12 protein-coding genes are annotated in these 14928 nt (G+C 35.2%); 11 read left to right on the top strand and 1 reads right to left on the bottom strand.

The genetic code is table 11. The features are described from left to right. The first annotated feature begins 1 nt into the window (after position 1). From OO013_RS16755 to OO013_RS16725, 7 genes are all read left to right on the top strand, one after another. Positions 2–739, top strand: a complete 738-nt coding sequence (locus OO013_RS16755; RefSeq protein WP_266058128.1) for a DUF4397 domain-containing protein — start codon at positions 2–4, stop codon at positions 737–739. Positions 740–1117: 378 nt separating this feature from the next. Continuing rightward, complete coding sequence (locus OO013_RS16750) at positions 1118–1552, top strand: DoxX family protein (RefSeq protein WP_266058127.1); 435 nt, start codon at positions 1118–1120, stop codon at positions 1550–1552. Further along, a complete protein-coding gene (locus OO013_RS16745) occupies positions 1545–2030 on the top strand; it encodes a glutathione peroxidase (RefSeq protein WP_266058126.1) in 486 nt (161 codons plus the stop codon). Before OO013_RS16750 ends, OO013_RS16745 begins: the two co-directional genes overlap by 8 nt. Before the next feature lie 238 nt (positions 2031–2268). Further along, on the top strand, positions 2269–2880 hold the full coding sequence (locus OO013_RS16740; RefSeq protein WP_266058125.1) for a nuclear transport factor 2 family protein: 612 nt from the start codon (positions 2269–2271) through the stop codon (positions 2878–2880). A 245-nt stretch (positions 2881–3125) separates the two neighbouring features. Continuing rightward, on the top strand, positions 3126–3698 hold the full coding sequence (locus tag OO013_RS16735; protein ID WP_266058124.1) for a hypothetical protein: 573 nt from the start codon (positions 3126–3128) through the stop codon (positions 3696–3698). A 301-nt stretch (positions 3699–3999) separates the two neighbouring features. Then, complete coding sequence (locus OO013_RS16730) at positions 4000–4812, top strand: crotonase/enoyl-CoA hydratase family protein (protein ID WP_266058123.1); 813 nt, start codon at positions 4000–4002, stop codon at positions 4810–4812. 144 nt (positions 4813–4956) lie between these two features. After that, complete coding sequence (locus OO013_RS16725; protein ID WP_266058122.1) at positions 4957–7119, top strand: M3 family metallopeptidase; 2163 nt, start codon at positions 4957–4959, stop codon at positions 7117–7119. Between the two features lie 87 nt (positions 7120–7206). Here the strand turns inward: OO013_RS16725 and OO013_RS16720 are convergent, their stop codons facing one another. After that, positions 7207–7806 carry a c-type cytochrome gene (locus tag OO013_RS16720; RefSeq protein ID WP_266058121.1) on the bottom strand — a complete coding sequence of 200 codons (600 nt, stop codon included), beginning with the start codon at positions 7804–7806 and terminating at the stop codon, positions 7207–7209. A 468-nt stretch (positions 7807–8274) separates the two neighbouring features. On the opposite strand from OO013_RS16720, the gene OO013_RS16715 reads away from it, so the two are divergent. The 4 genes from OO013_RS16715 (at position 8275) to OO013_RS16700 (ending at position 14824) form a co-directional block, all read left to right on the top strand. Further along, positions 8275–9744, top strand: a complete 1470-nt coding sequence (locus OO013_RS16715; RefSeq protein WP_266058120.1) for an aminopeptidase P family protein — start codon at positions 8275–8277, stop codon at positions 9742–9744. A gap of 506 nt (positions 9745–10250) precedes the next feature. Further along, complete coding sequence (locus tag OO013_RS16710) at positions 10251–12515, top strand: glycoside hydrolase family 3 N-terminal domain-containing protein (protein WP_266058119.1); 2265 nt, start codon at positions 10251–10253, stop codon at positions 12513–12515. A gap of 163 nt (positions 12516–12678) precedes the next feature. Then, positions 12679–13137: a DUF6616 family protein gene (locus OO013_RS16705; protein WP_266058117.1), complete on the top strand. Its 459-nt coding sequence runs from the start codon at positions 12679–12681 to the stop codon at positions 13135–13137. Between the two features lie 139 nt (positions 13138–13276). After that, the gene (locus OO013_RS16700) at positions 13277–14824 is read left to right on the top strand and encodes a beta-N-acetylhexosaminidase (RefSeq protein ID WP_266058115.1); all 1548 of its coding nucleotides are present in this window, start codon (positions 13277–13279) and stop codon (positions 14822–14824) included. The last annotated feature ends 104 nt before the right edge of the window (positions 14825–14928 follow it).

Raw genomic sequence — 14928 nt, 5'->3', positions numbered from 1 at the left:
AATGAAAAGTTTAAGAATATATATTCCCATTTTATTATTTCTTTCATGTTCCGGCGGTGAAAGCGAAAAGAATATATCAGAATTTCGTATTGCTCAGTTCATTACTGAAAGCAATAATATTGAATACTCTATCTCCAATGAAAAAGGAATAGTTGAGAAGGGAAAACTAAACTTTAAAAAAGTAACAGAATATTTATCTACAGAACCAGGAACATATAATCTGACAATTAAAGAGAATAATAATTTAATACTGAACAAAAAAATTGGAATGGGAAAGGGTAAATATACCTTGTGCTTAATAGGTGAAGTCTTAAAAGAACAGAAAGCAAATAAAATAACCTCCAAACAAAAAATGCATAACATAGTAGCCGGGGCAGAAGGCACAACTTCAAATGGGTATCTTCCCCAACTAATAATTTTAAATGACTATTTTTCAGTTAAGAAAGGGAAATCTAAAATAAGATTTATTCATACAATTCCTGGTTTAACAGATCTTTCAGCTAAAATTAATAAAGAGAGAAAAACTAAGACAATAAAAAAAGTAAAGTACCCCCATCCTTCTGAATCACATACATTAAAAACCGGAAAACATAGCATCAAAATATATTATAAAGATAGTCCACTTAAAGTATTGGACACTTCCATGCGAATCGATCAAAACAAACTTTATACTTCTTTATTGTACCGTAATTCAGATAATCAAATTGAAATGTATGTAATAAAATCTGACAAACATTAATAAATTCAATAATACTTATTACAGCTTTACAGTCATTGCAACCAGGCCATCCTTGCTGAGCCATGTTAAAATAGTGAACTTAAAATTCTTTTATCCGTGTAGCATTTTTTACGTTTATAATTTTCATTGCATTATTTAAGAATATACAATATATCATTACAAATTCTTTTCTCACTACCTCCCCCGATACGCTTCCTTAAACAAGAGCGATTAAAACAACCAATATTTATGACCCCTAAAGCGAAGTCTATCGCCCTCATTTGTAATGGGAATGTATGAGAAGGCAATTGTATTTCCAGCCAATAAATTCCCTGAAAACTTTATATAATAAAACCATTTTCATAAATTTGTATCGCACACGATATAATTGCAAGCGATATGTACATACATACATCTACAACACAAAAAGTATTTAGAATATTGCTCGGACTTTTTATGATATTCGCAGCAATAGGGCATTTAACATTTGACCGGGCAGAATTCCAGGCTCAAGTGCCAAACTGGATACCTTTATCTAAAGACCTTGTAGTCATTCTTTCAGGAATAGTCGAGTTATTACTTGGCTTGTCAATGATCTTCCTGAAAAAATACAGAATTGAGGCGGGAATAGCTCTAGCTATATTTTATATCCTTATCTTTCCAGGGAATATTGCTCAATATGTTAATGGAACTGACGCCTTCGGATTAGATACAGACCGAAAAAGACTTATCAGACTCTTTTTTCAACCAGTTTTAATTTTATGGGCACTTTGGTCAACCGGAGCATGGAAATATTTGTTTAACAAAAAAGCAATTAAAGAAAATCATGGCTAAATCTTTTTACGAACTCGAAGCAGAAAACATCAACGGACAAAAAGTATCGATGAGTGAATTTGAAGGAAAAGCTGTTGTAGTTGTTAATACAGCAAGTAAATGCGGTTTAACGCCACAATATGAAGGATTAGAAAAGCTATACGAAAAATACAAAGACAATGGGTTGGTAATCCTTGGCTTTCCTTGTAATCAATTTGCCGGTCAGGAACCCGGAAATGAGAACGATATACAGGAATTTTGCCAGTTAAATTATGGAGTAAGCTTCCCAATGTTCTCTAAGGTTGATGTAAATGGGTCGGGCACTCATCCTGTATTTAAATACCTTAAATCAGAACTTGGAGGCTTCTTAGGCAGCAAGATAAAGTGGAATTTTACAAAATTTGTTATTGATAAAAACGGCAAGCCCATAAAACGTTTCTCTCCCACCACTAAACCGGAAAAGATGGAAGCGACAATCAAATCTGTCCTTAAATCTTAATAAAGATTAAATTTCAAACCTCAAGGTTATTTTTTTTGAAACGGTCAGTATAATGTAGTTTTTAACTTAAAACTAACTTCTGCTTGCTGATATCCTCTTAGCGAGCAAAAGGCTAAATAAAACTAACTCGCATCTTCAATTAAAAGGTTTTAGGCGATAATAATTTATTTATAACTAACAATACAAAAGAAATATTTAGTAAATTATTAAAACAAATAGCCATTAAATTGACCACACCATGAAAAAACTAACTAACAAACTGGTATATATTACCGGTTTAATGATCAGCACCCTATTGCTTATTTCTTGTTCAGAACCAAATAATGATAATGGGGATACAGAAACAACAGCTAATCAAGAAGTTGTAGAAGAAGAAACTCCAATGCTGGAAGCGGCATCAGAAGAATATGCAGATATAGTAAAAGAACAATTTGATTTATTATCTAATTTTGATTTTGATGCTTTCGGAAATCATTTAGCTGATGATGTGAAATGGTATTGGCCGGATGGAAATGCGGACAGCCGGACAACAATTTCAGGAAAAGAAAACTTAATAAACTGGTGGAAAGAGTGGAAAGAAACTTCAGGAGCCCAATCATTAAGTTTCACCAACCATTCACTCTTACCATTGAAAATTAATGAAGGAAACAATTATTATAATGTGAAAGGAACAGGAGTGTTAGCTTATAATGATATAAACCTGACACTAGGTGAAAAATCAAATTCAACAAGGCAACATGTTGTATTTATGTTTAATGACAATAAAAAGATCACTCACGCCTTTTTATACTATGACAGAACTGGTTTTGCAGAAATAACAGATGTTGAACTGAGCCAATCTGACGAATAAGGAAATTATTTCAAATGCAGCATAAACGACCTGAAAGTTTTATTAAAGGTTTTTATGCTGCATTTAATATTCAATAGTTATTTACTAATCTTATTAGAAACAAATTCCTTTAAGATCCTATACAGATCAATTCTTTAGCTCAATAAAAATAATTTTTGTAAATTATATTACTATAAAGAGAATGTCTAAATTTTAATAATCCATCTTTACCTCGGTTGATTTATTCAATAATCAAAGGAGGGGACATGTTTAAGGAGCTGCTAATAATCTTAATTTTATTTGCTGTATCAAGCAATCTAATCTATTGTCAAAACACAATTAATAAATATGCTTTTAGTCCAAAATACGGATCCTATTATGGTAATTCAACCACAGGATTTGGTGGGGGAATTGAATTTAACTTGACATTAAAAAAGACTATGCTGTCAATTGATTATTACCATTTTAAGGAGTTTATCATATTAGGTGATTCACCTGATGAGTATTTCAATCAAGTTGGCATTATGGGAGGAACATATTTTGGTGAGAATTTTTTTCGTTTTCAACTGCAAGGGGGATTTGCTACAATGTGGGGAGTAAAAAGAGAAGATTCATATATTAGCCGAGGTTTATTAGGTGGAACAACTACATATGATAATTTTTCTACTGTGGGATTTGTAATGAAAACAGGTTTTAAACTTAACCCTGTCAACTTTTTTGGGTTTGGACTCGATTTTCAGGTTAACATTAATTCATATTACACAGCTTTTATGGTTTTATTTGCTCTTGAATTTGGAAAAATCAGAACTGTAAACAAATTGGAAAAATTTGATTTTTAAAGCAAAATCCTATTCATCACTCTAGAAGAAAAATCAGTAATTATACCTGATATTAAACACGATTATAAAAAAATAAGCAATCATGCAGCTGACTAAGTAGATAAGTGATCTCTACATTAGTAGGTCAACTAAACACCCTGGATCGTTCACTGTCCGAACGACTCTATCAAAAGTTTTGAACAGCCCCGGTTCATATCCTCACGCATCAACTCTCAAATTATATTGACCTTTTTGTTTACAAATCAAAATCAACTATTTTAAATGAAATCCAAATAACATTAACCGGATAAAAGATAACTTCATGACACATCAATATTTTAAAGTCGAAATAAAAGACAAAATAGCTAATGTAGCATTTAACAGGCCAGAGAAGTCAAATGCTCTTCACATGGAGGCCTGGTTGGAAATGAAAGATATTTTCAATTCTATATCCAGCAATGAAAATGCAAGAGCTATTATCCTTTCAGGTGAAGGAAATAACTTTTGTGCAGGTATAGACCTGGAATTATTAATGTCTGTAAGCCAGTTGAGAGAAATAGAATGTTCCGGAAGAAGGAGTGAAAAGATCAGAAGCATGGTCCTAACACTTCAGGAAACTGTTACTGCTATTGAAAACTGCTCAAAGCCTGTTTTAGCTGCTGTCCACAAAGGATGTATCGGTGGTGGTGTGGATATAATTTCTGCCTGTGACATGAGATATTGTAGTGATGATGCATACTTCACTATTAAAGAAATTGATTTAGGTATGGTAGCTGATGTCGGAACACTTCAACGTCTGCCCAAACTTATTTCTCCGGGCATGGTAGCAGAAATGGCCTACACAGGACGAAAGGTTACGGGTAAAGAAGCTCAAAATATTGGATTGGTTAATCAGTGCTATTCTTCAAAAGAAGAAATGATGGAATATGTGAAGCAGATCGCTCATACTATTGCATCAAAATCTCCCTTATCAATTCGCGGAACAAAAGAAGTTTTGAAATATACAAGGGATCATTCAGTGGAAGATTCATTGAATTATATGGCTACATGGAATGCTGCCATGTTACTTTCTGATGATCTGACTGAGGCTTTTAAAGCAACTATTGAAAAACGACAACCAAAGTTTAAAGGTTAATTAACCGATTTTGAAATCTCAACCATTAAATTTTTATTCAAAATAGCAAGTCCCATTTCACTATAACTAGGATTACCCCCGGCACCATTGTTTTTTTTCTAATCAAAACATGTTATTTTCGGATTTGTAATAAAAAAACAGATGATGACTACATTACCCAAATTAAAAAAACTTGTACTGATCTTAATTGGTGTGGTAGCTATGGTTAGTTGTAACCAGGAAGCCGATCAAACCGAAAAAACAGAAATGACCGATATTAACAATCCTTTGCTCAAAGAATGGACAGGGCCTTATGGTGGTGTGCCGGCTTTTGATAAAGTTAAAATAGAAGATGTAAAGCCGGCCATGCTGAAAGGAATGGAACTAAGCCTGGAAGACATTGAGGCTATCGCCAATAATCCCGATGATCCTACATTTGAAAATACCATCGAAGAAATGGAAAGATCGGGCAAGGAATTAGACCGTGCTTTTGCTTACTACGGCATATTAAGTAGCAATATGTCAACTCCTGAATTCAGAGAAATTCAAACTGAACTGGCTCCATTATTTTCAGAATATCAATCTAAAATCACTCAAAACGAAAAGCTATTCCAGCGAATCAAAGCAGTTTATGATGCATCCCTGGAGGATCCGCTTCCAGAAGATCAGCAACGTGTAGTAGACCTTATTTATACTCGTTTTGCAATGAATGGTGCAGAATTAGACGCTGAGAAAAAAGAAAGATATGCGGCAATAAATAAAGAATTATCAGGGCTTTACACTAAATTTTCAAACAACGTCTTACATGATGAAGAAAATTATGTGACTTACCTTACTGAAGACCAATTAGGTGGGTTATCTGATGCATTTATTAAATCTGCAGCAAAGATTGCAGCCGACAAAGGACATGAAGGCAAATATGCTATCACCAACACAAGATCTTCAATGGACCCTTTCTTAACTTTCTCAACGGAGAGAGATTTGCGTAAAAAAGTATGGACCAACTACTACTCAAGAGGAGACAATGCCGATGAGTATGATAATAATGAAATCATAGCAGAAATATTAAAGTTACGTCGTGAGCGGGTAGAACTTCTTGGTTATGACAATTATGCAGAATGGAGGTTACAAGACAGAATGGCGAAAAATCCAGAAAACGCAATGGATTTAATGATGGCTGTCTGGCCTGCTGCCATTGCCAGGGTTGAGGAAGAAGTAGCAGATATGCAGGCAATTGCTGATGAGAGAGGTGATAATATCACTATTAAACCTTGGGACTATCGCTTTTATGCAGAAAAAGTCAGAAAGAAAAAGTATGATTTAAATTCAGATGAGGTAAAACAATACTTGCAATTAGACAATCTTACAGAAGCAATGCATTATGTTGCTGGAAGATTATTCAACTATAATTTCACTCCTGTTCCTGAAGGGAAAGTTCCGGTTTATCACGAAGATGTAAAAGTATGGGAAGTAACTGATAAAGATACCGGTGAAAATATCGGCCTTTGGTATCTTGATCCTTATGCCAGAGAAGGAAAACGATCTGGCGCATGGGCAAACACTTTCAGAAGTCACACTACTTTTGACGGAAAAGAAAATGTTCTGGCAACCAATAATTCTAACTTTATCAAACCAGCTCCGGGAGAACCTGTTTTGGTTTCATGGGACGATGCAACCACATTCTTCCATGAATTTGGTCATGCATTACACTTCTTTTCTTCAAATGTTAAATACCCAACTTTAAATAGCGGAGTAAGAGATTATACAGAGTTTCAATCTCAGTTATTAGAGCGATGGTTATCAACAGATGAAGTAATCAACAATTACCTGGTTCACTATGAAACAGGCGAACCAATGCCAAAGGAATTAGTGACTAAAATTAAAAATGCTGCAACTTTTAACCAGGGATTTGCTACTACTGAATATTTAGCCTCAGCGATAATAGATATGAAACTGCATCTCGCTGATCCGGCAAATATTGATGTTGATAAATTTGAGAGAGAAACACTTGAAGAACTCAATATGCCAGAAGAATTAGTAATGCGTCATCGCACACCACATTTTGGCCATGTATTTTCGGGAGAAGGATATGCTACCGCTTATTATGGCTACATGTGGGCAGATGTATTGACTTCAGATGCTGCTGAGGCCTTCGAAGAAGCTCCGGGTGGTTTTTATGATGAAGGAATGGCTCAAAAACTGGTTAAATACCTGTTTGCTCCAAGAAATTCAATGGATCCTGCTGAAGCTTACAGACTATTCAGAGGAAGGGATGCTGAAATTGATGCTTTAATGCGAGACAGAGGTTTTCCGGTACCTGAAGAATAAAATATAAGATAAGATTCATTCTAACTTAATATAAAAGAGAGAACGATTAATTTCGTTCTCTCTTTTCGTATTGGACAAAAAGATTGTCTATTTTCCTTTAGGAGGTATGGGATCAGGCACAATATTGCTTACTGGTTTACGACTTTGCAAATAAGCAAATATTGACTTTAAATCTTCATCTGTAAAGTTCTTATAATGCTCCCATGGCATAGGTGGTAATAATGGTCTGCTTCCTTCCATTCCTTTCAACAATCCCTTTTTAATGCAGGTTAAAAATTGCTCTTCTGTCCAATTACCTAATCCTGTTTCATCTGGTGTTAAATTGGCTGCGAATGATGTTCCCCACGGACCCGTGGCAGATGTAAGCCCGGCAGAAAATAAAACATACCCCCTGGCTGTCTCCTCATCATATGGTGGTAATTTTTCATTAGAAGGGTGACCAGACAACTCCCTATCCGGATCTACCTTAACTCCTTCTTCGGTAAAAATTTTAGGAGAATGACAATCATGACAGCCATTAGTGCTTACGAGGTACTCCCCTCTTTCTACCGGATTAAATGTTTCCGTTACTAAAGGCTCCAATGACTCTACAATAGAGGCATTATCCTCTTTATTTGAATTGCATGCTATTATTGAAATGCACAATGCTAATCCAAATATTACGACATTTGGTTTTCTTTGGCTCATTTGTGGTAAGATTTTAAGTGGTAATATTTAATAAATATAAAAAATTATCCAATTTAAACATCTAAAAAGCAGACATTTAATCATTAAAAACAACGCTAACTAATTATTTACTTTTGACCTTAAGTTTCTAACTGTTTCGAGTATTGTTACCAGAACTATCTACCATATATCAGTTGAAATTATTTTAATCTTGCCTTTTCAATAACCCAATGTTTAATTAATACTCTTCTTCCAAAATTGTTTATTACAACCATATCCAAGCTATACAAGGTTTCTAATAAAATAATAGCAACACCACAATACTCTAAAATTTGGGTAGAGTCATCTTTACACCGGAGTGCATCTGCTTGATTCCGGTTAAATAAAATTCAGCCTTTAAAACCAAAATTCGGAATTGCATCCTCTCAAATAATATGGTATATTCGATCTCTTTAATTTATCCTGCATACAATTAGCCAAATGAACAAAATGAATAAACCCATCTTTTTTCTTCTTTTCCTGATAAGTATTAGTATTAGTGCGCAAAAGCCTACAGATTTTCTTTCTTCTGATTTCCATAAAGAAAGAAGAGCGCTTCTCAGACAGAAAATGCCTGAAAACAGTGTTGCTGTCTTTTTCTCCAACCCAATAAGAAACCGGGCTAATGATGTAAATTACAAGTATCATCAGGATCCGAATTTTTATTATCTGACCGGACACAGGGCACCTCATGCACTTTTAATGATCTTTTCAGAAGAGCAGGAGTTCAATGGTCAAAAAGTAAATGAGTTGCTGTTTGTAAGAGGTAGAAATGCATTAATGGAATTGTATGATGGGGAGAGAATCAGTCCGGAAGAGGCCAAGAAAAAACTTAAAATGTCTATGGTTAAACAAACCCCAGACTTTAAAGACTTTTCAATTGATTTCAGTCAGTTCGATCATGTTTTATTCTATGAATTTAAAGATGATGTACGAAACACAGGGGAAGAAGGAGATCTTTATGATCTGATCGACCAATTCAAAACCAAGGTTAAGCATCCCGATAAGCAGCCCCCTACCCTGCATATGGAAGATTTACCTAACAATCTGAACACGAAATTATTAGATAAGCTTTTAGCCCCTATGCGTGGCATAAAAACAGAGGAAGAAATAGATCTTTTGCGAAAAGCAGTTAAAATATCCGCTTTAGGTCAATCAGAAGTGATGAAAGCAATGCGACCGGGAATGTCGGAACTGGAAGTTCAGGGCATGCATGAATATATATTTAAGAAATACAAAGCAGAATACGAAGGATATCCAAGCATTGTCGGTGCTGGTCATAATGGTTGTGTTTTGCATTACATCGATAACTATAATCCTTCTATTGAAGACGGCGAGCTAATCCTCATGGATTTAGGAGCAGAATACCACGGCTATACCGCTGATGTAACCCGTACTATTCCTGTAAATGGAAAATTCACCAAAGAACAAAAGCAAATTTACGATCTAGTATATGAAGCTCAGGAAGCTGCAATGGCAATAGCGAAGCCGGGGGTACCTTTTAAAGCACTTTATGATACAACCTTAGCTGTTATTAACAGAGGTTTGCTTGAACTTGGAATTGTAGAAAACCTTAACCAGGAAGAATTAATTAATCCTGCGACTGGAAGACATTGGTATTATCCTCATGGGTGCTGCCACCATATCGGTCTTGATGTTCATGACATGGGCACCTATGATGTACTGGAAGAAGGTATGGTTATTACCATCGAACCAGGAATATATATTCCAGAAGGAAGTCCTTGTGATAAAAAATGGTGGGGAATACCGGTTAGAATTGAAGATGATTATCTAATCACTGCTGATAACATTGAGCTTTTATCAGACGATGCTCCAAGAAAAAGTGATGAGATTGAGGCATTGATGAAACAAGAAAGTGCCTTCAGTCAGTTTAATTTACCGACACTGGAGGAAGAATAACATTTAATATTTAACTAACTTCCAGGGTATTTACTTTTTATCTAAATGAAAAAAATATTTTTTTATTTTCATTTAGATAACTATTTCTTTTAATGTTTAGCGCAATATAAAAGCGTGGAAAAATACCCTGCCTACTACGGTTTGTATCTGGCCGGAGTAAATAAGAAAATGTATTAGGGTCAAATGGTGTGATCTTTCTAGCTCCAATAGATGTATTCAATTGTATATGTGAAGGGCGGGTTTTTTCCTGGTATGATATGATTACCGATACCCTTGGCTCATCACTTTTCGTAATTCAGGAAGCCGCTTTTAACCACCCATATTTTTAAGCTTAGTGGATAAAATCTCTCTGATTTCCCAAAAAGTTCACTCCTGATACTTCTTAAAATATAAAAGATTGAAATATCCACCATGCCTTTTGGATATATAGCCCACTATTCGATCAGAGATACCTTTCTATCTTTCGGAAAAGATAATTCAAATTCAGAATAAAAATAATCTTCGCAATGAAAAGCCCTTTTCGAGAACTAAAAGTTATACTCACAGTCTTATTTAGTTTGTTATCAATTACAGGTTGTAATAACTCCTCAGCCAATATTAAATCATTACAGAGAAATGATATTGAGTTGCAGATTGACAGTATTTTAAACAAAATGTCAATCGAAGAAAAGATAGGTCAACTGGCATTAAGAGGCACCAGTAGCAGTGAGAAAGGCGAACTACCAGAAGAATTACTTTCTAGTGTAAGAAATGGAGAGATCGGTGCATTCTTAAATGTTATGGACACAGCAAATATGCGAAAGCTCCAGCAAATTGCAGTCAATGAAAGCAAGCATGGAATACCATTGATATTTGCCAGGGATGTCATACATGGATTCAAAACAATTTTCCCAATCCCACTTGGACAGGCCGCATCATGGAACCCCGAAATTGTCGAAGAAGGAAGCAGAGTTGCGGCCCTCGAAGCAAGTTCCGTTGGAATAAGATGGACTTTTGCTCCTATGCTGGATATTTGCAGAGATAGTCGCTGGGGTAGAATTGCTGAATCTCCCGGGGAGGATCCCTACCTGGCAAGTGTTTTAGCCAAAGCTTATGTGAAGGGATTTCAGGGAGATGATCTCTCTGATCCTACCCGAATAGCGGCATGCGCAAAACACTTTATTGGCTATGGAGCAGCAATTGGAGGCAGAGATTATAATACCGCAATTATTAGTACCGAACAACTCTATAATACCTATCTCCCTCCATTCAAAGAGGCTGTCCAATATGATGTAGCCACCTTTATGTCTTCTTTCAATGAAGTGAATGGCATTCCAGCAACAGGTAACAAAAAGTTATTAACTGATATACTCCGCACTGAACTCGGATTTGACGGGTTTGTAGTATCAGACTGGAATTCAGTAACTGAAATGATCGACCATGGCTTTGCAAAAGACAGAAAACATGCTGCTGAGCTGGCTGCACGTGCAGGGCTTGACATGGAAATGACTTCCAGAGCATATGAGTTATATCTAAAAGATCTAATCAAGGAGGGGATCATTAGCAAAGAACAACTTGACTTTTATGTGAAAAATATTCTCAGGATCAAATTCCGAATGGGATTGTTTGAAAATCCCTATATTCCTGAAAACCACCCAGGAACTTTCTATGCTAAAGAAAACCTGGAAAAAGCTAAAAAAGCTGCAATTGAAAGTACCGTGCTTTTAAAGAATAACGGAATTCTACCTTTGGAATCTGACGCCAAAATACTTTTAACCGGCCCACTTGCTAATAAAGGTCGTGAACAATTAGGTACCTGGACTTTTGATGGAGAAGGAGAACCATCAATAACCCCCAAAGAAGCAATGGAAGAGGCGTTATTTGTAGAGGGACTGAGTTATAGCCGGGATAAAAACATAGAAAATTTAGATAAAGTAATAGCCGCTGCCAGGAAATCTGAAATAATAGTATTCATTGGTGGAGAGGAAGCAATTTTGTCGGGGGAAGCTCATTCAAGAGCAAGTATTAAATTACCCGGAGCACAGGAAGAGTTATTAACGGAATTATATAAACTAGATAAACCTCTGATCCTTGTAATAATGGCGGGCAGACCTATTAATATTACAAATTACATTGATGAGCTGGATGCCGTTTTAATGATGTGGCATCCGGGAACTATGGGTGGACCAGCTTTAAAAGATATGATATATGGTATTTCCGAGCCCTCAGGAAGGTTGCCTGTAAGCTGGCCGAAAGCAGCAGGTCAGTTACCCTATTTTTACAATCATAAAAGAACCGGTAGACCAGCAAATCCAGACAAATTTGTTAGCATGGAAGATATTCCTGTTGGAGCCTGGCAAAGCAGCCTGGGAAATGAATCTCATTATCTTGATCTTGGTTATGCACCCTTATTCCCATTCGGATACGGATTGTCTTACGGAGAAATTGAATACGGAGAAATTTCTATAAGTGATAAAGAAATATCAAATGGAGAGGACTTTATTGTTTCAGTTAAAATTACCAATACCAGTAACCGAAATACCTCAGAAGTGGTTCAGCTATATGCCCATGATAAAGTCGGGAGAATTACACGTCCTGTCAAAGAACTAAAAAAGTTCAACAAAATTGAACTGAAACCTGGAGAAAATAAAAGAATAGAATTCAAATTAAATTATGAAGATTTCAAATATTACGACAATGAAGGGAGATTATCTCTTGAATCGGGAGAAATAGACCTATTTATTGGCAACAATTCCAACACTAAAAATAAAGCCACCATAAATATCTTATAAAGCGAATCAATACTATAAATAGAACTCTGAATTTTAAAAGTTGACTTTTATTTAAATTTAATTATATTATTACGATATAGAAGTTTATTTATAATTGAGTCAAAAAAAAACTTAATAAGTTTAATTATTATTTCTATTAATCAACAAATACCGATAACCAATCATGAAACAATTAGTACTATTATTTGGAATCTTATTCTTTTACAGTATTACTGCTCAGGCACAGGAAAATGAAAAAACAGAAGGGGGGTATATTTTAACAGAAATATGGAAAGCCAAACCAGCATGGTATGAGTTAAGTCCGAAAGAAAGAGCCCTGTTTTTTGAAGAAAAAATAAATCCTCTTTTGATGAGCACTCTAAAAAATGGAGCTGAGATACTGGGCACAGCAATAAATAATAATACTGGAGATGAAAGAATGGATTATCAATTTATGGCTGTATGGAAATTCCCTGATAAAGAGAGTTCAGATAAATTAGAAAAAGCAGCTAAAGAAGCAGGTTTTCTAATTTATTTTGACCAGGTAAATTTTAGTGGGAATATTATTCCTCCTCCAATGTTAAACCAAAGTATGATTGACCTTTCAAAAAACAATGAACACTCTTCAGATACAATGGAATAAATTTTCAAAAGATAGATAAGGTATTATAAACTGTACATATAAATCGTTAATATTATTAACTATCGATTTAATGTACAGTTTTTCTTTTTTTCAAAAAAGTCAAATTACGATATTGTTAAATTCTATTTATAAAAATCAAATGAGAGTCAGATTCCTAATCATATTTCTTTTACCTATCATCTTTTCCTGCTCATCAGAAAAGAAAATAACATTACCCAAAACTAACATTACTGAAGCATCAATTATTCCAAAGCCATTAGATGTTACCCCATCAGATCAAGCTTTTGCACTGGATCAATATTCTGCTTTAATAATTGATAATGACAACACTGGATTTAAAACAGCAGCAGAATTTTTAATAAATAAAATAAATCTGAAAACTGGTTTAACGGTTCCCTCCTCTCCAAAAGATGATACAAGGTCAATTATAAAAATATATAGATCGAATATTAAATCTGATAATGAAGAAGCATATGAGCTGGAAATAAAAAGAGACACCATAAAACTTACAGCCAATAATGCTACCGGAATTTTCCGGGGGATACAGACCCTGAGGCAACTTATTCCCGAGCATCCTAATGATTCCTTGGCAAACCACAATATATGGATCATTCCTGGAGGGAAGGTCACAGATGAACCCCGGTTCGAATATAGAAGTACCATGCTCGATGTTTCAAGGCACTTCTTTGAAGCTGACTATATCAAAAAATATATTGAAATATTGGCCTATTACAAGATAAATATTTTGCATTTACATTTGTCTGACGACCAGGGATGGCGAATTGAAATAAAGTCCTGGCCTAGATTAACTGAATTCGGGGGAAGTACTGAAGTTGGTGGTGGACAAGGAGGGTTTTATACACAGGAACAATATAAGGATATTGTAGCTCACGCTGAAGCTCACCATATCACTATTGTGCCAGAAATAGATATGCCAGGGCATACTAATGCAGCATCTGCCTCTTACCCATTTTTAAATGGAAATGGCCAGAAACCTGAACTGTACACTGGCACTAAAGTAGGCTTCAGTACTTTCGATACGCGAAGCGATACCGTTTATTCGTTTATTGATGATGTAATCAGGGAAATTTCATCAATAACACCCGGGCCATACTTTCACATTGGTGGGGACGAAAGCCATGTGACGAAAAAAGAGGATTATCTCTATTTTATTAATAGAGTTGAAAACATCGTCCAGAAATATGATAAAAGAATGATTGGTTGGGATGAAGTGGCCAATGCTGACCTGGATTCTACATCTATAGTCCAGTTTTGGAATGATCTGAAGAATGCAGAACTGGCAGTAGAAAAAAACCTGAAAGTAATCTTATCTCCTGCTAATAAAGCATATCTGGACATGAAATATGATTCTCTCACAAAAATCGGATATGACTGGGCAGGACTTATTCCTGTAGATTCTGCATACCTTTGGGACCCGGAGGAATATTTATCTGAAAAGTATATTCTTGGCATTGATGCTCCTTTATGGTCAGAAACTTTTGACTCCACCGATGGATTGGAATACCTTGCTTTCCCACGACTTATAGGATATTCAGAACTATCATGGACAACACCAGAAAACAGGGATTGGAAAAACTATAAATCAAGATTAGCAGATCAGGCAGAATTTCTTAAAAGAATGAATATTAATTATTATAAATCTCCCTTGATTGAATGGAAGGAATAGAAATCAAAGATTTCATTTGAAAACCTGATTCTATTTTCTTAATAATTGATTATTATCTTAAAAACATATAAGACTGATGATAAAAACTCATCAGCCTTATATTC

The sequence above is a fragment of the Mangrovivirga halotolerans genome (genome assembly GCF_026241165.1).
Lineage (GTDB): Bacteria > Bacteroidota > Bacteroidia > Cytophagales > Cyclobacteriaceae > Mangrovivirga > Mangrovivirga halotolerans.
This window is presented reverse-complemented; position numbering and strand designations above follow the sequence as displayed.